At 69.5% G+C, this 19,426-nt stretch carries 15 protein-coding genes; 5 read left to right on the top strand and 10 right to left on the bottom strand.

Annotated features, from left to right (window positions below):
- Positions 1 to 13: 13 nt before the first annotated feature.
- Genes NNJEOMEG_RS00070 through NNJEOMEG_RS00060 form a run of 4 tightly spaced genes read left to right on the top strand, consistent with a single transcriptional unit; the run spans position 14 to position 4,542 of the window.
- Entirely contained in the window at positions 14 to 844 is an 831-nt protein-coding gene (locus NNJEOMEG_RS00070) for a hypothetical protein (RefSeq protein ID WP_173080106.1), read from the top strand.
- A gap of 8 nt (positions 845 to 852) precedes the next feature.
- On the top strand, positions 853 to 1,995 hold the full coding sequence (locus tag NNJEOMEG_RS20375; protein WP_235956776.1) for an iron-containing alcohol dehydrogenase: 1,143 nt from the start codon (positions 853 to 855) through the stop codon (positions 1,993 to 1,995).
- Positions 1,989 to 3,203 (top strand): two-component system sensor histidine kinase NtrB, encoded by a 1,215-nt coding sequence (locus tag NNJEOMEG_RS00065; RefSeq protein WP_371865445.1) that lies wholly within the window; start codon positions 1,989 to 1,991, stop codon positions 3,201 to 3,203. The genes NNJEOMEG_RS20375 and NNJEOMEG_RS00065 overlap by 7 nt, the downstream gene beginning before the upstream one ends.
- Before the next feature lies 1 nt (position 3,204).
- Positions 3,205 to 4,542: a sigma-54-dependent transcriptional regulator gene (locus NNJEOMEG_RS00060; RefSeq protein ID WP_173080102.1), complete on the top strand. Its 1,338-nt coding sequence runs from the start codon at positions 3,205 to 3,207 to the stop codon at positions 4,540 to 4,542.
- Between the two features lie 231 nt (positions 4,543 to 4,773).
- Here NNJEOMEG_RS00060 and NNJEOMEG_RS00055 read toward each other — a convergent pair whose 3' ends face one another.
- The 10 genes from NNJEOMEG_RS00055 to NNJEOMEG_RS00010 all read right to left on the bottom strand — a co-directional run bounded on the left by NNJEOMEG_RS00055 (position 4,774) and on the right by NNJEOMEG_RS00010 (position 17,777).
- Positions 4,774 to 5,586 (bottom strand): histidine phosphatase family protein, encoded by an 813-nt coding sequence (locus tag NNJEOMEG_RS00055; RefSeq protein WP_173080100.1) that lies wholly within the window; start codon positions 5,584 to 5,586, stop codon positions 4,774 to 4,776.
- Positions 5,583 to 6,770: a DVU_1551 family NTP transferase gene (locus tag NNJEOMEG_RS00050; protein WP_173080098.1), complete on the bottom strand. Its 1,188-nt coding sequence runs from the start codon at positions 6,768 to 6,770 to the stop codon at positions 5,583 to 5,585. The genes NNJEOMEG_RS00055 and NNJEOMEG_RS00050 overlap by 4 nt, the downstream gene beginning before the upstream one ends.
- 40 nt (positions 6,771 to 6,810) lie before the next feature.
- A complete protein-coding gene (locus NNJEOMEG_RS00045; protein WP_173080096.1) occupies positions 6,811 to 7,842 on the bottom strand; it encodes an XdhC family aldehyde oxidoreductase maturation factor in 1,032 nt (343 codons plus the stop codon).
- Positions 7,839 to 8,876 (bottom strand): DVU_1553 family AMP-dependent CoA ligase, encoded by a 1,038-nt coding sequence (locus tag NNJEOMEG_RS00040; RefSeq protein WP_173080094.1) that lies wholly within the window; start codon positions 8,874 to 8,876, stop codon positions 7,839 to 7,841. Before NNJEOMEG_RS00040 ends, NNJEOMEG_RS00045 begins: the two co-directional genes overlap by 4 nt.
- Entirely contained in the window at positions 8,873 to 10,246 is a 1,374-nt protein-coding gene (trsS, locus tag NNJEOMEG_RS00035; RefSeq protein ID WP_173080092.1) for a radical SAM (seleno)protein TrsS, read from the bottom strand. The genes NNJEOMEG_RS00040 and trsS overlap by 4 nt, the downstream gene beginning before the upstream one ends.
- A gap of 2 nt (positions 10,247 to 10,248) precedes the next feature.
- Complete coding sequence (locus tag NNJEOMEG_RS00030) at positions 10,249 to 10,698, bottom strand: DVU_1555 family C-GCAxxG-C-C protein (protein WP_173080090.1); 450 nt, start codon at positions 10,696 to 10,698, stop codon at positions 10,249 to 10,251.
- Complete coding sequence (gene trsM, locus NNJEOMEG_RS00025) at positions 10,699 to 11,370, bottom strand: DVU_1556 family methyltransferase (RefSeq protein ID WP_173080088.1); 672 nt, start codon at positions 11,368 to 11,370, stop codon at positions 10,699 to 10,701.
- 1 nt (position 11,371) lies between these two features.
- Complete coding sequence (locus NNJEOMEG_RS00020) at positions 11,372 to 13,873, bottom strand: pyridine nucleotide-disulfide oxidoreductase/dicluster-binding protein (protein ID WP_173080086.1); 2,502 nt, start codon at positions 13,871 to 13,873, stop codon at positions 11,372 to 11,374.
- 93 nt (positions 13,874 to 13,966) lie between these two features.
- Positions 13,967 to 16,690, bottom strand: coding sequence for a molybdopterin-dependent aldehyde oxidoreductase (locus NNJEOMEG_RS00015; RefSeq protein ID WP_173080084.1), 2,724 nt, complete (start codon positions 16,688 to 16,690; stop codon positions 13,967 to 13,969).
- Between the two features lie 64 nt (positions 16,691 to 16,754).
- Positions 16,755 to 17,777: a molybdopterin-binding protein gene (locus NNJEOMEG_RS00010; RefSeq protein WP_173081151.1), complete on the bottom strand. Its 1,023-nt coding sequence runs from the start codon at positions 17,775 to 17,777 to the stop codon at positions 16,755 to 16,757.
- 721 nt (positions 17,778 to 18,498) lie between these two features.
- Between NNJEOMEG_RS00010 and NNJEOMEG_RS00005 the strand changes: the two genes are divergently transcribed.
- Positions 18,499 to 19,086: a TrmH family RNA methyltransferase gene (locus NNJEOMEG_RS00005; RefSeq protein ID WP_173080082.1), complete on the top strand. Its 588-nt coding sequence runs from the start codon at positions 18,499 to 18,501 to the stop codon at positions 19,084 to 19,086.
- The last annotated feature ends 340 nt before the right edge of the window (positions 19,087 to 19,426 follow it).

Below are 19,426 nucleotides of genomic sequence, written 5' to 3'. Positions count from 1 at the left end.
CCGAGGAGGGCGCATGTTTCTGGAGGAGTTCAGCCTGGACGCGGCCGGCGTGTTCCCCCACCCCGGCCTGGCGCCCACCGTCCACCGATCGTTGCCAGGCGCGGAGGCGCTCCCGGGAGCGGCCCTGTTCCTCGCCTCGGACCTGTTCCCGGCCGCGTCGCTCCGGCGCAGGCGTCGTCTGGAGCGAGAGCCTTTGGCCATGGCCGGGGAGGGGCTTCCGGCCTGGTACACCGGCGAGAGCCTGGACCAGTTCGACCAGGACGTGTTCCTGGCCTGCGTCCTGGCCGCCTTGCGCGGGGAGGGGCCTGCCGGGGGCTCCATGCGCCGCTTTCTGGCGGTGCTGGGCCGCCGGGCCACGCGGGCGTGCCTGTCCCGCCTGGAGGCGAGCCTGTTCCGGCTGGCCACGGGGCGCGTGGAGCTGCGCGACCAGCGCTTCAATTGCTGCGTGCAGCTTCTGGAGACCGTGCTGGTGGACCGGGAACAGGGCGTTTTCCGCGCCCAGGCCTCCCCGGAGGCCGTGGACGCCCTGCGCGACGTGGAGGGCCTGGGCCAGCTTGCCCGGCTGCGCTACGGCATGGTCCCGGGACCCTTGTCCAAGTGGCTGGCGGGATATATCCAGGCCGTCGGCGGGGGGCAACTCCTGCTGGACCCGGCCGAGGTGCGCGCCCTGTGCGGCCAGCAGACGGCGGACCTGAGGATATTTTCAGCCAGGGCCTCGGCGGCCTTGAGAAGCCTTGAGGAAATGGGCTATATCCAAATGATGATTCATTTCCATGACGATCGCATCATGATCCGCCGGGGCAACGGGGACGCCGCCCCCTCCCCTCGCGGTCCCGCATGGTGAAGCGCCCCATGAACGTCACGAAATTCGCCATTCCGGAAATCATCTTCGGACGCGGCTCCATGGTACATGTGGGGCAGTGCGCGCGCAGGCTGGGTGCAAGACGGGTCTTTCTCGTCAGCGACGAGGGGCTGGAAAAGTCCGGCTGGGTGGAGCGCGTCCAGACCATCCTCGAGGCCGAGAGCCTGGAGTGGGTCTACTACGGCGACGTGAACTCCAACCCGCGCGACTGGCAGGTCAGCCACGGCGCAAAACTCTACCTGGAGACCGGGGCGGACGTGATCCTGGCCATCGGCGGGGGCAGCCCCATCGACGCGGCCAAAGGCATCGCCATCCTGGCGGGCAACGGCGGCTCCATCGCAGACTACGAGGGGGCCAACCGCATCGAACGCCCTCTGCCGCCCACCATCTTCCTGCCCACCACGGCGGGCAGCGGGTCGGACATCTCCCAGTTCTGCATCATCACCGACGTGGAGCGCCAGCTCAAGATGTCCATCATCAGCCGGTCGCTGGTGCCCAACATCTCCATCATCGATCCGCTCATCCTGCTCACGAAAAGCCAGGAGCTGATCATCGCTTCGGCCATTGACGCCCTGGCCCACGCGGTGGAATCCTACGTGTCGCGCATCGCCTCTCCCTTCACGGAAATCCAGGCCCTGCGCGCCATCGAGCTGATCATGCGCAACCTCCGGCACGCCGTGGAAGACCGCGACCTGGACGCCCTGGAGCAGCTCTCCATCGCCAGCACGGCGGCGGGCATGTCCTTCAGCAACGCGGGCTTGGGGGCCGGGCACGCCCTGGCGCATTCCCTGGGCGGCATGTTCGACATCCTCCACGGCCTGGTGCACCCCATCCTCCTGCCCGCCGTGATGCGCTTCAACACTCCGGCATGCCAGGAGAAGATGGGGGCCATCGGCCGGCTCGTGGTGGGCCGGGCGGACATGCCCTCGCGTCTGGCAGCCGAGGCGGGCATCGAGGTGCTGCGCGAATACTTCGCCGATCTGGGCGTGCCCGTGCGCCTGCGCGACATCCTGCCCGACCGCTCCCCCCTTGCCCAACTGGCAGGGGCCTCCGCAGGCGACGCCTGCAACCTCACCAACCCCCGCCAGGCCGACGTGGAAAGCCTGCTCGGCATCTGCGAGGAGGCCTGGTGAGCCGCGTTCGCCCCTCGGTCGAAGACCTCATCGGCATCGAACACTGCAAGCTGGGATTCTACCAGGAACTGCGCCAGAAGCTCGTGGAGCTCCAGGTGGCCAACCTGGAATCCGAGGAGCGTCGCCGCGAGATCGCGGCCATCCTGGACGGCATCACCGACATCATGATGGTGCTCTCCGAAGACCTGCGCATCATGAGCGTGAACCACGTCTTCGAGGAGGTCATGGGCATCGACGACGCCCAGGGCCGCTACTGCTACGAAGTCTTCCGCCAGGAGCAGCGCCCCTGCCCGGAATGCCCGGCGCACCGCTCCTTCGTCACCGGCGACGTGTGCCGCGAGACGGCCATCTTCCGCGTGGGCGGGCGCAACCGCCAGTTCGAGATGGTGGCCTCGCCCATCAACGACCAGGGCAAGGACGAGCGGCGCATCCTCATCTTCAAGCGCGACGTGACCATGGAGAAGGAATATCAGGCCAAGTTCTACCAGGCCGAGAAGATGGCCACCGTGGGCATGCTGGCCGCTGGCGTGGCCCACGAGGTGAACAACCCCCTGGCCTCCATCTCCGGCTTCGCGGAGGGCATCAAGCGCCGCCTGGGCAGGCTGGAGGCCACGGCCGGGCCGGACCTGGACGACATCCACGACTACGTGGACACCATCCTCAAGGAGTGCAGCCGCTGCCGCGACATCGTGCACACGCTGCTCACCTTCAGCCGTCCCGTGTCCTCGGGCTTCAGGCCCGTGAGCCTCAACGCAGTGGTGGAAGACACCCTGAAGCTCCTGCGCAGCCACATCAAGCAGAAGAACCTGCGCCTGAACATGGTGCTGGAACTCTCCGACGAGTTGCCGCTCATCTACGGCGACGAGCCCCAGCTCAAGCAGGTGCTCCTGAACCTGCTCATCAACGCCATCGACGCCGTGGACCAGACCGGCGCGGGCCAGGGCGTCATCACCATCCGCACCTACCCCGAGGCCGAGGAGGGCGCGGGGCTGGTGGTCTCGGATACTGGCTGCGGCATCCCCAAGGAAAACCTGGACAAGCTCTTCGAGCCCTTCTTCACCACCAAGCCCGTGGGCAAGGGCATCGGCATCGGGCTGTCCACCTGCTACGGCATCGTGTCCGAGCATTGCGGAGAGATCATCGTGCACAGCGAATCGGGCCGGGGGTCGCGCTTTATCGTGCGCCTGCCCTCCAACCAGGGGAGCTGACGTGACCAGCCCCTACACCCTCCTGGTGGTGGACGACGAACAGTCCCTGACCAAGCTCTTCAAGAAGGAACTGGCCGCCCCGCACCGCACCGTGCACACGGCGGGCACGGGCCGTCAGGCCCGGGACCTGACGCGCAAGAACCAGTACGACATTGTGCTCCTGGACCTGCGCCTGCCCGACGCCGCGGGCCTGGAGCTGCTGGTGGAGTTCCGGGGGCGTATCCCGGACGTGGAGGTGATCATCATCACCGGCCACGGCAACATCGACAGCGCCGTGGAGGCCATGAAGCTCGGGGCCTACGACTACCTCACCAAGCCCTTCAAGCTCGACGAGGTGGAGATCGTCATCGAGCGGGCCTGGCAGCGGGTGTGCCTGCGCCGGGAGAACCGCAGCCTCAAGCACTCCCAGATGAGCGTGAAGCCCCCGCCGCTGGTGGGGCTTTCCCAGGCCTTGAAGCAGATCCGCTTCCTGGTGGAGAAGGTGGCCCCCACGGAGGTGCCCGTGCTCATCACGGGCGAGTCCGGCGTGGGCAAAGACGTGGTGGCCCACGCCATACACACCTCCAGCCGCCGGGCGGAGAAGCCGCTCATCATCAAGAACTGCGCGACGCTTCAGAAGGACCTCTCGCGCAGCGAACTCTTCGGGCACTGCCGGGGGGCCTTCACCGGGGCCACCGAGAGCCAGGAAGGGCTCATGACCTTCGCCCACCAGGGCACGCTCTTCCTGGACGAGATCGGCGAACTGCCCCTGGAGGTGCAGGCTTCGCTCCTGCGCGTGCTGGAGAGCAAGACCTACCGCCGCGTGGGCGAGAAGGACGAACGCCACACCGACATCCGCTGCCTCTTCGCCACCAACCGCAACCTCCAGACCGAGGTGGAGGCCGGGCGCTTCCACGAGGCGCTCTTCCACCGCATCAACGTCTTCAACATCCACATCCCGCGCCTGGCCGAGCGCAAGGAGGACATCCCCCTGCTGGTGGAGCACTTCCTGAGCCGCCTGCGCGCCGGGCAGCCCCCCTGCACCATCACCGAGGGGGCAATGCGCTGCCTTTTGGGCTACGAATGGCCGGGCAACATCCGCGAACTGCGCAACGTCATCGAGCGCGGCATGATCCTGGCCGAGAACGGCCTGATCACCGAGCACGTCCTGCCCCGGGAACTGATCGACAAAGGCGAGGACCAGCCCGGCATCCTCTCCCTGGAGGCCGTGGAGCGCAGCCACATCCGCCGCGTGCTGCAGTACCACAACGGCAACCGCTCCCTGGCGGCCCAGTCCCTGGGCATCAGCCGCAAGACCCTCTACCGCAAGATCCTGGAGTACGGCCTGGAGCCTGCCTGACGCGCCACGTCCAGCGGGGCGGCCTTGAAAGGCCGGAAGATGCTTTTCAAAAGGACGAGCGATGGTCGCGGCTGCCGTGTGAATCCGCAGGGACGGCGTTTGGGGGCGCACCAGGAGGGACTGCCCACGGCCCGTGAGGGGAGTGGCCCGGACACAGCGCGTCTGTCCCCCAGGTAAAGATCGTCTGGTTCTGCAGCACGCCCGGATCGGAGCACGGCCCTGGCGGCCCTCTCATACTGGCGGATTGGTCCCCGGCGGCAGGTTCAGGGCTTGAAGCGCGGGGCGCTCGCCGTCCAGGGAGAGCACGCTCAGGCAGGCGTGATCCTGCCCCAGGCAGAAGAGCCGCTCCAGGGGGATGCCCAGCAGGGAGCACAGGAGCGCCCGGTTGAACCCCGCGTGGGCCACGGCCAGGATGCGCCACGGCCCGGGGCCGGCGGCGCGGGCCATGGCGTCCAGCGCCCTGGCTGCGCGCCGGGCCACGTCCTGGAAACTCTCGCCGCCGGGAGGGCGGAAGCCCGCCAGATCCCGGCCGCGCGCCTCGTACTGCCCGGGGAATTGCCGCCGCACCTCCTCCACGCTGAGCCCTTCCCACGCGCCCAGGTCGATTTCCGCCAGCTCCGGCAGAATCAGGGCTTCCGCCGGTCCCGCCGATGGCGCGGTCCGCGTCTGGCCGTTCAGGGCCGGATGCTCCGCCTGCCGCGCCAGAGCCGGATGCTTCGCATCCAGTGCCAGAGCCGGATGCTTCGCATCCAGTGCCAGCTTCGGATGTTCCGCATCCTGGGGCCGGGTCGCGGCCTCCGTCCCGTCCGTGGAGCGCGCGCGCACCATGCCCCTTCCCGACAGGGCCAGGAGCGCCGTCTCCCGGGCGCGCGCCAGGGGCGAGCACCACGCCGCGTCCAGGGGGAAGCTCGCCAGGGCGTCGCGCCAGCGCAGGGCCTGGGCGCGGCCCAGATCCGAGAGGGGCGCGTCCGTGCGTCCCAGGAAAAGCCGGGGCGTTTCCACGGGCGTGGCTCCGTGGCGCATCAGGTAAAGCACGCGGCTCACGCGCCGCCCCCGACCGGGGCGGGGAGCCCCGCGCGCCGGAGGATTTCCGCCACGGGCCAGCCCGCCTCGCGCTCCACCCGCGCGAGCATGGACAGGGCGCGGTCGCGCCGTCCGCTGATGGCCCGGAAGGCCTCGGGATCGGCCCCGAAGCGGTCCAGCTTTTCCTGGAAGCGCCGGGACACCTCCACCAACTGCGCCCCCCGGGCCAGCTTGTCGGCCAGGTAGACCACCTCGCGCCCGGTGAGGGGGGCTTCTTCCGGCAGGCTCAGGTCGCGGTGGGCCTCCACGATGCGCGCGGCCTCGGGAAAACCTGCGGCATCCAGGATGCGCCCGCCCAGGGCCTCGTGTCCGGGGCGGCCCTTGGCGATGTCGTGGAGCAGGGCGGCGGACTCGATCAGCTCCGTGTCCAGCGGCGGCAGCGCGCCGGAGAGGACGCGCCGTGCGTTGAGCGCGTCCGCCAGGGCCACGGCCACGCGGGCCACGGCCCGGGCATGGGCCAGGCCCCGCTCCGGCACGCCGTGGAGCGCCAGCAGGGCCAGGGCCTCGGCCGTGCCGGGCCGGGAGAGGCGCGCCGCCCGCAACGCCGCCTCGCGGTAGTCCTCGGGGGTGTCCAGGTCGAAGAGGATGTTGGCGTCGGCGCAGGGCGTTTCCAGGGCTGGTTCGAGCATTTCGACGGCCTCCAGCGCCCCGCGCAGCCCCCTGTTTCCGTCCCAGGCCAGCACGCTGGGCACGGTCCGCGCGGCCAGCAGGGGGGGGTGGCCCCGCTCGCCTGCGAATGTGGGGTAGGCCACGGCCTGGCCCCGCCAGGACGCCAGCAGCAGGCGCACGGTGGCAGGGCGCACCAGGGGGATGTCCACGGGCAGCACGAGCACGGCGTCGAAGCCTCCGGGCAGGGCCGCCAGGCCCGCGCGCACGGAACTGAACATGCCCTCCAGGAAGTCGGGGTTCTCCACGCAGGCCAGGCCCAGGCGTTGCGCCTCGGCGTTCACCTCGCAGGCCCTGTTGCCCGCCACGACCAGCGCGTGCTCCGCGCCGCACTGGTGCAACAGAACTGCCGCGCGCTCCAGGACGGTGGCCCCGCCCAGGGGCATGAGCGGCTTGAAACCGCCCTCCATGCGCGAGGAAAGCCCGGCCGCGAGGATCACCGCCGCCACGCGCGGCGCTTGCGGAAGAACCGTCGTCATGCGCGCGCTCCGGCGTCGGCTTCCTTGCGCCCTCGAAGGTTCACAGAGGCAGCCCCTGGCGCACGGCGCGGGACTGGATGAGTTCGGCCACGATGCTCACGGCGATTTCCTCGGGCGTCTGCGCCCCGATGTCCAGGCCGATGGGGCAGCGCACGCGGGCCAGGTCCGTTTCGGTGAAGCCTTCCTTGCGCAGCTTGTCGTAAACCGCGTCGCGCTTGCGGCGGCTGCCGATCATGCCCACGTACCCGGCGGAGGTGCGTAGGGCCAGGGAGAGCACCAGGGCGTCGTGCACGTGCCCGCGCGTGACGATGGCCACGCTGGCGTCGGGGCCGATGTCCAGGCCGTCCAGGCAGCGCTCCATGGGCACGGCCCGGGCCAGGGCCGCCCAGGGAAACCGTTCGGGATTGGCGAACTCAGGCCTGTCGTCCAGCACCGCCACGCGAAAGCCGACCATGGCCGCGATGCGCGAAGTGGGCAGCGACACGTGGCCGCCTCCGGCCACCACCAGCAGCGGGCGGGGGATGAACGGCTCCAGGAGGCGGCGCACGCCGTCGGCCGCCTCATGGATCATGGGGGCCTGGATGTCCCGGGCGGCCTCGCGCAGGCCCTGTTCCACGTCCGGGGGCAAGCCGGAGGGGGCCTGCTCACCGTGCAGGGTCAGGAGTGCGCGTCGGCCGCCGTCCAGGGGCGTGGCCAGCAGGCAGGCGCGACCCCCGGAAAGCAGGGCTTCCAGCCGGTCGAAGAGCGCCGCCTCGGGGCCGGGGAGCACGCGCTCCAGGAACACCCGCAGCCTTCCGCCGCAGATCATGTCCGCCCCGGCGGCCAGTTCGCCCGTGAGGTTGAAGTCCAGCAGTTCGGACGCGCCGCTCTCCAGTGTCCGTGCGGCGGCCTGGAGCACCTGGGCCTCCACGAGGCCGCCGCCCACGGTGCCCGCCATGGTCCCGTCCGGGCGCGCCAGGAGCTTGGCCCCGGCCGTGCGCGGCGTGGAGCCCTCGTTGGTGACGATGGTGGCAACGGCCACGGGCATGCCCTGGCTCAGCCAGCCGGTGAGGGTCTTCAGGAGATCGGTCATGAGGCTTGGGCCGTTCCTTTGGTAGGGGTTTGGATGCGGATGTGCCCGCTCGAGCGCACGATGCGCCCCGTGACGGGGCCGAGCCGGGGCAGGGGGCTGCCGCAGGGACAGGGGCCGGGGAGCATCCGGGACAGATCGCCGGTGCGGTAGCGCAGCAGCGGCATGCCGACGCGCGAGAGCGTGCTCAGCACCACCTCGCCGTCGGCCCCGGGAAGGAGCGGCGCTCCGGTGAAGGGGTCCACGATCTCCACCAGGATGTCTGCCTCGCGCAGATGGTAGCCGCTGTGGGCCTGGCATTCCACCCCGCCGCCGAAGCCCGTCTCGGTGAGGCCGTAGTGGGCGTAGACCTCGATGCCCGCGCGCGCGGCGGCCAGGCGCAGGGAGTCGGACACGGGTTCGCCGGAGGTGAGCGCGCGGTCCACCCTCGCGATGCCCCCGCCGGGACATTCCGCCAACAGCGCGGCCAGCTGCGAGGGCAGGGCGGCCAGGCAGGTGACGCCCTCCCTCACGGCCAGGCGCAGGGCTTCGTACGGCGGGCAGGGCCAGGGCGACAACACCGCGCGCACGCCGATCTCCTCCAGCGCCCTGGCCAGGAGCACGGCCGCGCAGTCATCGCGTCTGCCCGGCAGGAGCACCAGCACGGCGTCGCCGGGGCCGGTGAAGGTGGCCATGCCCCGGCGGAAGAAGTCCAGTGTGGACTCCAGGTCGTGTCCCGTAAGGAAGATGCGCTTGGAGCTGCCGGTGGTGCCGGAGGTGGTGAGTGTCACCACGCGCTCCACCTCGTCCTGGGAGACGCAGAGCAGGTCGTGCGCGCGGCCGCGCAGATCGTCGGGCGTTGTGAACGGCAGGGCGGCGGAGTCCCTGGATGAGAGGTTCACCCCGGCCAGTCGCGCGGCGTAGAGCGGACTTTGCGCCCTGGCCCACTCGGCTATTTTGAAGAGGCTTTCGATCTGCCAGCGACGCAACGCGGCGGGATCGGGGCCGGACACGCCGGTTCGGGCCTCGATCCAGGCGTCCAGTGGGCAGCGCGTCACGGCAGGCCTCCTTCGCGGTGCAGGGGCCTTCCCGTGGACGAAACGATGTTCAAGGCGCAGAAGGGGATCAGGCCGCCGTCGGGCTGGCTCACGTGGATGCAGCAGCCGCGCAGGCGTTCCAGGTCCACGGTCCAGGCGTCCTGGAAGGCCATGCAGGAGATGCTGAAGCGGTTGGAACTCCCGGCTTGCGCAAGGAAGCGGTCGAAATCGTCGGCGGCAAGTCCGGGGGCTGGCTCGGGCGGCGGCGCGGCCCACTGGCGCGCGGTGAAGGCCCGGGATGCCGTTGCGCCCTCCAGGGCCGACGGGACCTGGGGCGACGGCTCCGGGCAACAGCCGCCCGCCGCATCCCCCAGGGGCTTGAGCCCGTGCCCCTCGCGCAGGAACGTGCCCGAGAAGGAGCACATGGCGTGCTCACATCCTGGAGGATGGAAATGCTCCGCGCGCAGGAGCCCTTCGGATTGCGCCACCAGGAGCCGCAGCGTCTCCGGCAGGGTGGGGCCGTGCAGGCCGCGCTCGCCGGGCTTGCCGGGGCGGCGGCCGAAGGCGGCCATGGGCTGGAAATGCACCCCGCGCACCCCGGGGGCCAGGGACAGGGCCAGGGCGAGGATCGCCCCCAGCTCCCCCTCGTTGACCCCGCGCGCCACCGTGGGCACGAGCACCACCCCCAGCCCGGCCCGGGCGCAGGCCTCCACTGCCGCGAGCTTCTCCGAGAGGAGCGCGCGGCCCCTCAGGGCGGCGCAGGCCGCGTCGGAGCCGTCGAACTGGAGGAACACCGAGGCCAGGCCGGCCCGGGCAAGACGCGCGGCGTAGCCGTGTTCGCGGGCCAGGCGCAGACCGTTGGTGTTGAGTTGCACGAAGGCGAACCTCGCCTCCCGCGCGGCGGCCACGATCTCAGGGAGGTCGTCGCGCACGGTGGGCTCCCCGCCGGAGAGCTGGAGGTTGCACGCTCCTGCCTGGAGACGCAACGCGACCAGGCGGCGACGCAGGGCTTCCAGGGAGGGGTCGGCCGACGCGCCGTGGCCGGAGTCGGCGAAGCAGACCGGGCAGCACAGGTCGCAGCGTCCGGTCACCTCCACCAGGGCGGTGCAGGTGTGCTGGGCGTGGGCGGCGCAAAGGCCGCAGTCGTAAGGGCATCCGCGCCCGGTTTCGCCCCCGGGATTGGGGGGCGAGGGCGTCTTGGGACGCCGCCAGGACGACAGGGCGGGCTCCCCGACCCACACGGGCACGCGGAAGTGGCCGTGGTCCGGGCAGGTGCGCTCCAGGAACACGCAGTCGCCGTGGGTGGCCCTGCGGGCGGGCAGGCGCTTCAGGCAGACGGGGCAGAGGCTCCATGTGTCGGCCGGGCAGGGCGGCGCGGACTGCGGGGGCATGCTCACTCCCTGGGCCGCGCCGGGTCCACGCCCTGCTCCGCGAGGATTTCCAGGATGCGTCCCCAGGCGTCGCCGATGATCCCCGCGCAGCGGCTCATGTCGGGCTTGGCGTCGTGGCACTCGCCCAGGATGTCCGCGCAGGCCGTGCCTCCGTAGGGGGCCGTGCGCTCCTCGAACCACTCCACGAACTCCGAGACGGCCAGGTCGGCCTTGTCCGAGGCGGTTTCGTGGTCCGCTCCCCGGCCAAGATACAGGGAGAGGACGCAGGCCCCGCCCGTGAGCACGCCGCACGTGCGGCCGCACTGGCCCATGCCGTGGCACAGGCCCCCCAGGGCGCGCACCAGGCCGGGGTTGTCGGCGTCCTGGGCGCTGAGGGCCAGGAGCCCCAGAATCTGGCTGCAACAGTAGCCCCTGGCGGCCAGGGGCAGGATGTCCATGAGGTAGCGGCTCATCTAGTCCTCCCGTTGGGCGATGCACAAGCAGTAGCCGGGTCTGCCCCGGCAGGGGCCGCCCAGGCCCAGGTCTTTGATGGAGAGGCCCGCGAAGAGCAGTCGCCCGGCCAATTCCGCCAGCAGGCGGCTGTGGTCCACGAAGACCAGCACAGCGAACCCGGCCTGGCGAAGGCGTTCCTCCAGGGTCTGGCGGGACACGGTTCCCGAGGCGCAGCCCGGGGGCGGTTCAGCCCCGCCTGCCTGGGGGTCGCGCAGGTAGAGGTCCGAGAGCGCGAGGAAGCCTCCGACGGCCAGGACCCGCCTGATCTCCCGCAATGCCCGGAGCGGGTCGGCGGTCAGGGAGAGCACGCATTCACAGAAGGCGGCGGCGAAGCGGCCGGGCTTGAACGGCAGGGCCTCGGCGCGCCCCAGGGCCAGCCGCGCCCCGGGGGCCTCGCGAGGGGCCTGGGAGAGCAGCGCGGCGGAAGGGTCGATGCCCACGGCGCGAAACCCCTTGCCCTCCAGCAGGGCCAGCGACGCGCCGCGCCCGCAGCCCACGTCCGCCACCAGGGCGCCTTCGGGCAGGCGGCAGTGCTCCAGGGCCAGGGCGGTGAGGGTCGTGCCGCCGGGGCGCAGGGCGGGCCCGGCGGCGCGCAGGAAGTCCTCTAGCTCGAAGAGCCTTGGTTCGCCCACGCTACTTGTCCTCCAGGAGGGCTTCCACCTGGGCCATTTTGCCCGTTGCCAGGCTTTCGGGGACCAGCGACGCGCTGCAGGAGGAGCAGGCCAGGAGCGTGATGCGGAATCCGCTGCCCAGATAGGACACGTCCACGGGGCGCGGCGCGAGAGGTTCCCCGCAGGAGCAGGCCCAGTCGCCCGCTTCCGGCAGGTAGACCAGTTCGGCCGACCCCTTGCCCGCCTCCCCGGCCGCCGCCGGAGGGACCTCCATGCGGTGGCTCCAGGCGCGGTGGACCTCGAAGCCCTCGCCGCTCGGGGAGTACAGCGCCCAGAAGGTGACGCGTCGGGGGCGCAGGCTGGCCAGCGAGCGTCCCGTGGAGCGGTCTGTGAAGAACGCGCCCGACGCCCGGGCGTGGGCGAGCACGGCGCGCAGGTCTTCGCGCAGGATGCGCCGGTCCTCCAGGAGCGCGGCGGCCTCGGGGCCGAGCACGATGGAGGGGCCTTGCGGCGCGTCCTCGTCGGGGATTTCGCCCCACACGTCGCGCAGCAGGGCGGCTTTCAGGCGCGCGCGCGACTCCTGGCGATCCGAGAGGCCCGGCCCGGCGGCTTCGGGGGCATGGAGGGGGCCGGGGAACACGAAGTCCAGGGCGTGCCAGGTCCGCTTGCCCTGGCGGGCCAGCCTGTCGCGGCACATGGCGCAGGAGGCGGCGTAGTCCAGGGGGCTCTGGGACGCCTGACGGGCCGTGACCTCGCGGGCCAGTTCGGGATCGGCCTCGGCCATGAGTCCGCCGTAGCCGCAGCACTCGGTGCGTTCGCCGCCCCGGGGCAGTTCCTCGAAGGGCACGCCCAGGCGGGCGAGCACGGCGCGCACGGCCCCGCGCACGCCGGGGGCGTGGCGCAGGGTGCAGGGATCGTGCACGGCCACGGGGCCGTCCGGGCGCGCCCCCGTGGGCTCGGGCAGCGGGGCCGCATCCAGGACCTCCCAGAGCGAGACGGCCCCGAGATGCGGCGCGTGCTCGCCAAAGAGCGCGAGGCACGAGGCGCAGGCCGTGACGACGCGCGGACGGCCCAGGGCCTCCCAGCTGGCTTCGAGGTCGCGCAGGGAGTTCCGGAACAGCTCCTCCCTGCCGGACCACAGGGCGGGCGCGCCGCAGCAGCCCAGCATGAGCCCCACGCCTCCCTCCAGGCGGCCGCGCAGGAAGGCGTAGGCGCTCTCCACGTGGCCGGGGCGTGAGGCGGCCAGCTGGCAGCCGGGGAAGAAGAGGTGGGAGCTTCGGGAGCGCCCCGGCTCATGGCGGGCCAGGGCGAAGGCCGGACCGTTGTTGAAGGCCATGTCCTCCAGGGCGAACTCGTGGACCGAGGGGGGCATTTTGCCGCGCTCCACCATGTCGCGTCTGGCCGTGAGGCACAGTTCGGCCATGGAAAAGCCTTCGGGGCACACCGAAGCGCACAGCCCGCAGAGGCTGCACGAATTGACCATGCGGTTGGCCTGGTGCACGCCCTGAACGATGGCCGCGTTGTTGTAGATCTGGCGGGCGTACTTTTTGGGATAGCCTTTGTGGCGCTCAAGATAGGTGCAGCGCTTCACGCATTCCAGGCACTGGCAAAGCAGGCAGCGCGCGGCCTCGGCCGAGGCCCGGGCCGGGTCGGCGTAGCCTTGGGCGTCGTCAGGCTCCAGGCGGGGCAGGGGCGCCACGCCCTCCAGGGAGGTGAAAAGGCGCGTTGCGCAGGCCCCTTCCTTGTCGCGCTCGGCGGTGAGGGACGCCCCGGTCATGAACCGGTCAATGGATGCCGCTGCGCGGCGACCGTCCGCAGCCTCAGCCATGGAGGAAAGGCCACCCCCGGCTGCGGGCCAACCGCCGTGGAAGACGCCGGGGGCCCCGGACGAGAGGGTCACGGCATCGACCTCTTCGCGGCGTTCCGGGCATCCGGGCTGGCCGTGTTCCACGAAAGCCGCGTCGTAATCGGGTTCGAGCCCGCCGCGCCAGGCCTCGCCCGGGCGCAGGACTACCCCCAGGGCGCGCAGGCGCTCGATCTCGCGCTCCAGGGCCTCTGGAGGCAGGATGTGGGGGGGCAGCCCGCGCAGGCGGCCCCCGGGAGCCGGATCGGGGCAGAAAAGAGTGACCTCGTGGCCCTTGCGCGCCAGATCCCAGGCGCAGACCAGGGCTGCGAGGCCTGTTCCGGCAACGGCGGCGCGCTTGCCCCTGCCGGGGAGCGTCAGGGGTTTGGGCGAGGGCCTGGCCAGCCGGATGCAAGCGCGTTCCAGTTCGCCCACGGCCAGCGTCCCGCCCGCGTCGCGTCGGATGCAGGCGTTTTCGCAGGGGTGGTCGCAGATGCGGGCCAGGATGCCTGGAAGCGGCATGGTCCTGTCCAGGACCTTGCGCGCGCCGTCGTGGTCGCCCGCGCGCATGCGCTCCATGAAGGCTCGCACGTCCACGTGGAGGGGGCAGGCGGCCTGGCAGGCGGGCTGTTCCTCCTGGATGCAGCGCCGTTCCCAGTCTCTGAGGTCGCGTTGTTCCATGGGCCTTCCAAGGGGGAGGGAGCGGGGCGCAACGGCCCCCGCTCCCTTGTTGGAGTGAGCGATCGCGCCGGTCCGTGGACCGGCGCGCTCACGTTACTGCTTGGCCTTGAGGCCCGCCAGCACCTTTTCCGGCAGGGCCGGGAGCTTGGTGATGCGCACGCCGCAGGCGTTGTAGATGGCGTTGATCACCGCCGCGTGGGGGCAGGTGAGCGGCAGCTCGCCCGTGCCGGACGCGCCGTGGGGGCCGTGCTCGCGCGGGGTCTCCACGTAGATCAGTTCCATGTCATCGGGGATCTGCTGGGTGTAGGGGAAGCCCGCGCCCACCAGGGTGGAGTGCTTCTTGATGTCCTCGAAGTCCTCGGAGAGGGCCAGGCCGATGCCCTGGGCGATGCCGCCGTACATCTGGCCGTCCACCACGAGCTTGTTGCACAGGGTGCCGACGTCGGCCACCAGGGTCATCTTCTCCACGGTGGTCTTGCCGGTGGCCACTTCAACGGCCACTTCGGACATGAACAGGCCGTACATGTAGCAGCTGAAGGGGTTGCCCACGCCGTTGGTGTCGCAGTGGGTGGCCGGGGCGGTCCACTGGCCGGTGTACTTGGTGGGGATATTCTCGGCCACCATCTCGTCGTAGGTGCGGTAGGTCTTGTCGGCCTTGCGCATGGCGGCCATGAGCAGTTCGCAGCCCGCGATGATGGCCTTGCCCACCATGACCTGGGAGCGGCTGCCGCCCGCCGGGCCGGAGTTGGGGGCGACGCTGGTGTCGTTCATCACCAGCTTGATCTGCTCGGGCTTCACGCCCATGGGACGCAGGGCCTCGTGCGCGGTGCCGAGCGAGCCCATGTCCGCGCCCTGGCCGTGGTCTTCCCAGGTGTTGAAGATGGTGATGGTGTTGTCGGGGTTGAGCTCAACATACGCCTCGGAGGCGTCGGGGCCGTCCAGGCCCGCGCCGTACACGCCAAGGGAGATGCCCACGCCGCGCTTGACCTCGGCGGTGGAGTTCTTCGCGGCCTTGGCTTTGGCGGCCTGGTACTTGGGGCGCAGGATGTCGATCATCTCCGGCAGGCTCAGGACTTCGGGCTCCTGGCCGTTGGGGGTGGTGTCGCCCTTGCGGTAGCAGTTGAGGTAGCGCAGCTCCAGGGGGTCCATGCCGAGCTTTTCGGCCAGCTCGTCCATGAGCACTTCCGAAGCGAACTCGCTCTGGGGCGATCCGTAACCGCGGAAGGCCGAGCCCCATGCGTGGTTGGTGCACACGGTGCGGCCTTCGCCCCGGATGCTGGGGATGGAATAACCCGCGCCGATGAACTGCGCGCCGCGCAGGGTCAAGAGGTCGCCGAACTCCGAGTAGGGGCCGTGGTCCACGGTCCAGTCGGATTCCATGCCCAGGAGCTTGCCGTCCTTTCCGGCGGCCAGGCGCACGTTCATGAAGAAGGGCGAGCGCTTGCCGGTGTAGGTCTGCTGCTGGTGATAATCGTAGCACAGGAACACCGGGCGGCCGGTGGCCAGGGCGGCCACGCCCACCAGGGCTTCCATGGTGGGGCTGAACTTGTAGCCGAAGGTGCCGCCCGCCGGGTTCTGGATCATGACCAGCTTGTCGGCCTCGACGCCAAGGCCCGGAGCGATCATGTAGAGGTGCAGGTGCAGGCCGATGGACTTGGAGTGGATCACCAGCTTGCCCTCGTCGTTGAGGTAGGCGAAGCCTACGTCCGGCTCGATGGGCATGTGGGGCTGGCGTCCCACGTAGAAGTCGTCTTCCACCACCACGTCGGCCTTGTCGAAGACGGGCTTGGTCTCTTCGCCCTTGGCGATCTTCTGGATGAAGTAGATGTTGGGGGTGCCGGGATGGATCTCGATGGCGTCGTCGGCCATGGCCGCCGGGGCGCTCATGTAGGCCGGCAGTTCTTCAAGTTCCACTTTCACTTTTTCGGCCGCCGCCTTGGCGTTCTTCTCGGTGTCCGCGCAGACGATGGCGATGGCGTCGCCGTACTGGAACACCTTCTCGTCGCAGAGGATGGGGCGGTCCCATCCGTCGCCCTTGTTGGTGGGGAAGGTGATCAGGCCCGTGATGCGGTTCTTGCCCTTCACGTCCTTGTGGGTGACCACGCTGTGCACGCCGGGCATCTTCAGTGCCTCGGAGGTGTCGATGGACTTGATCTTGGCGTGGGAAACCGTGGCCTGCACCAGGGCCAGCTGCAGGGTGTTCTCGGGCATCTTCACGCCCAGGTCCGCGCCGTAGTCGCAGGTGCCGGTCACCTTGGCCTCGGCGGTGGGGCGGGGGAAGTTGGTGCCCCAGATGCGGCCGTCGGCGGGCAGCTTGAAAGCCAGGTCGGAGGCCTTGAGCTTGCCGTTGAGCACCTTGGCGGCGTCCATCACGGCGTCCACCAGGGGCTTGTAGCCGGTGCAGCGGCAGGCGTTGCGGTTCTTCTGGAACCATTCGCGCACCTCGGTGCGGGTGGGGTTGGGGGTGGCGTCCAGCAGGGCCTTGGCGGAGACGATGAAGCCGGGGGAGCAGAAGCCGCACTGCGCGCCGCCGTGCACCATCCAGGCCAGCTGGAGCGGGTGCAGGTTGCCGGGCTGGCCGATGCCCTCGATGGTCCAGATTTCCGCGCCGTCGGCCACGCGCTTGAACTTGGTCACGCAGGAGCGCGTGAGCTTGCCGTTCACGATCACGTTGCACGCGCCGCACTGGCCTTCGCCGCAGCCCACTTTGGTGCCGGTGAGCTTGAGCTGCTTGCGCAGCACGTTGGCCAGGGTCTCTTCCTGGTCCGTGACCACGGTCTGGGGTTTGCCGTTGAGAACGAGACTCCGCTTGATCATTCCCTGCCTCCTTCGTCGGATCGGTTGCCGTCTTGATGGAATAGTCCCGGGGGTTTTGCCGGGATCATGCGCCTTTGCCGAACGGGCACGCCGGATGGCGGCACTCGGGGCAGCCCAGGCAGAGCCCGCCGTGCCCCATGGCCGCGATGTCTCTCGCGCCCACGGATTGGCCCGCCAGAAGCCTGGGGACCACTAGGTCGAAAATGCTGGCCTTGTGGTACATCACGCACCCGGGCAGCCCGAGCACCGGCACCTCGCCGATCATGGCCAGCATGAACATGGCCCCGGGCAGGACGGGCGCGCCGTAGGTGATCACGCGCCCGCCCGCCTCGCGTATGCTGGCCGGGGTCTGGTCGTCGGGGTCCACGGACATGCCGCCCGTGACCACGATCATGTCCGCCCCCTCGGCCAGCAGCTCACGGATGGCCCCCACGCACATGCCGATTTCGTCGTTGACCACGGCCTGCCGGAACACCTTGCTGCCCAGCTCCTCGAACTTGCGGCGCACCACGGGGCCGAAGCCGTCCTTGACGCGTCCGCTGAACACCTCGTTGCCCGTGGTGACCATGCCCACCCGCGCCGCGCGGAATGGCAGCACCTCCACGATGGGGCCGTCCTCCAGCACCAGCTCCGCGCGGCAGAGCTTTTCGTCCTCGATCACCAAGGGCACCACGCGCGTGCCCGCCACGGGCTGCCCCTTCTCCACGCGCTGGTTGGAGTGCAGCGTGGCGAACACCATGTCCCGGATGGCGTTGAGGCGCGTGAGGCGTTCCACATCGATCCTGAGCAGCCCCGGGGCGAGCGCGCGAAGCGTCACCTTGCCCTCGCGCGGGTCCGAGAGTTCGATGCCCCGGCCAGCGGCCGCGGTGGCCAGGCGCACGGCCGCGTCGTCCTCGTGGACGAAGCCCTGCTGAAGGTCGAAAACGTAGATGTGCTCCTTGCCCACCGTGAGCAGCCCCGGGATGTCCTCCCGCGTGATCACGTGGCCCTTGCGGAAGGCCGTGCCCTTGCTCTCGCCCGGGACGATCCGGGTGATGTCGTGTCCGAGCACCGTACCCACCGCCTCGTGGACCGGAATGGCCCTCATGCCCTTCATCATGCGCATCGCTCGCTCCTTTTTGCGCGACCACGGGCCTCAACGGAGCCTGTGGAGAGGTGGTGCACGGACGGTATGTCTGTCTTGATATGTATCATTTTTGGCATAATTCGTGACGCAGCTTTGGTCATGTTGGTTTCAAAATGAAAATTTCAATTTCCTAGAGTGTCGTTGTGAAGATCAATAGAATGATGCGAGAGAGTGATTCATGCGTCGCACTGCAGGAACAATGGCGATTGAACTGGGCGCTTGGCGACTCATGCGGACCTCTCAAGACACCTATGGAACATTCTGTGAGTCGTGGCAACATGACTCAATCTCAACCGAACGGGTCGTGAACGATGTATTATGCTATGGATAGCATAATCAGTTGCATCAAGTAGTATAAGCAAAGAGCGAACCAAACGAATTTATCTTTTTATTATACGGCCTTGAAAAGGCGAGGTGGGGTGGAGGCGTGCCGGATCGGTTCTCTCCGGCCTGGCAGGAGTGCCCCGTCAGGGGCCGCAAGATCGCCACGCATCGATTAGCCTGCGTGATTTCAAGGTGTTAAACGATGGTGAAAAAATGCGCCAAAACACGGTGCGGGTGGGTCAAAACGATCCAGCGACAGCGCGGCGCTCCAGCGACACGGGGGCTTTACTTCTCACGAAATGTGGCACAAAGCCTTCCTCGCCGCCCGCAGGCGGCCATCCCCCCCACAGGACTTCCCATGAGAGAACGCACCGACAACCGCAAACAGCGCATCCTCGACGTGCTGGCCCGTCGCCAGAACGACCTGACCATCGTCCTCAACAACATCCACGACCCCCACAACGTCTCCGCCGTGCTGCGCAGCTGCGACGCCTTCGGAGTCGGCCAGGCCCACCTGCTCTACACCGACACACCCTTCCCGCAGCTGGGACACAAAAGCTCCGCCTCGGCCAAAAAATGGGTGGAACTCGTCCGGCACCGCTCCGCCAGAGACCTCGTGGGCTCCCTGCGCGAACGCAACCTCCAGGTGCTCTCCACCGGATTCGGCGGCAACGCCAAGCCGCTCCACGAATGGGACATGACGCTCCCCACCGCCGTCATCCTGGGCAACGAACACGACGGCGTGGCCGGAGAACTCCAGGAACTCGTCACCGACCACGTCTACATCCCCATGCAAGGCATGGTGCAAAGCCTCAACGTCTCGGTTGCGGCCGCCGTCGTCCTCTACGAAGCCTTCCGGCAACGCATGGCCAAAGGAATGTACGACGCCCCCTCCCTCACCCCGGAAGAAATCTCCGACACCTTCGACCGCTGGATCGTCAAATAGACCGGTAGGACCGGACAGGCCCCAAACCACACGCTCAACTGTCGCGACGCGAAGCTGCTGTCGGAAGATGGCGCGGGATCTGGCGGAGCAAATGCCTCCGGTGACCAGGACGCGGCCCTGGTCCTGCCTGAGAGGGCACCGTCTCAGACCCGCCAAAGAGGGCTCCGCCCTGCACCCGCCAGGGAGAGAGCCTCCCCCTGGACCCCGGCAATTGCTTCGCGTCGGCGGGAGGGGCGGCAGGGCGGTCGGAGAATATGCCTCCGGCGGGCAAAGGGCTACGCCCTCTGCACTCCCACTCCGCTTCGCGGGCTTCACCAGCGACGACAGTCTTGCCAGCAAG

It is taken from the genome of Fundidesulfovibrio magnetotacticus (genome assembly GCF_013019105.1).
Classification (GTDB): Bacteria; Desulfobacterota; Desulfovibrionia; order Desulfovibrionales; family Desulfovibrionaceae; genus Fundidesulfovibrio; species Fundidesulfovibrio magnetotacticus.
The sequence above is the reverse complement of the archived record's forward strand: the minus strand, read 5'-3'. Positions and strand labels throughout refer to the sequence as shown.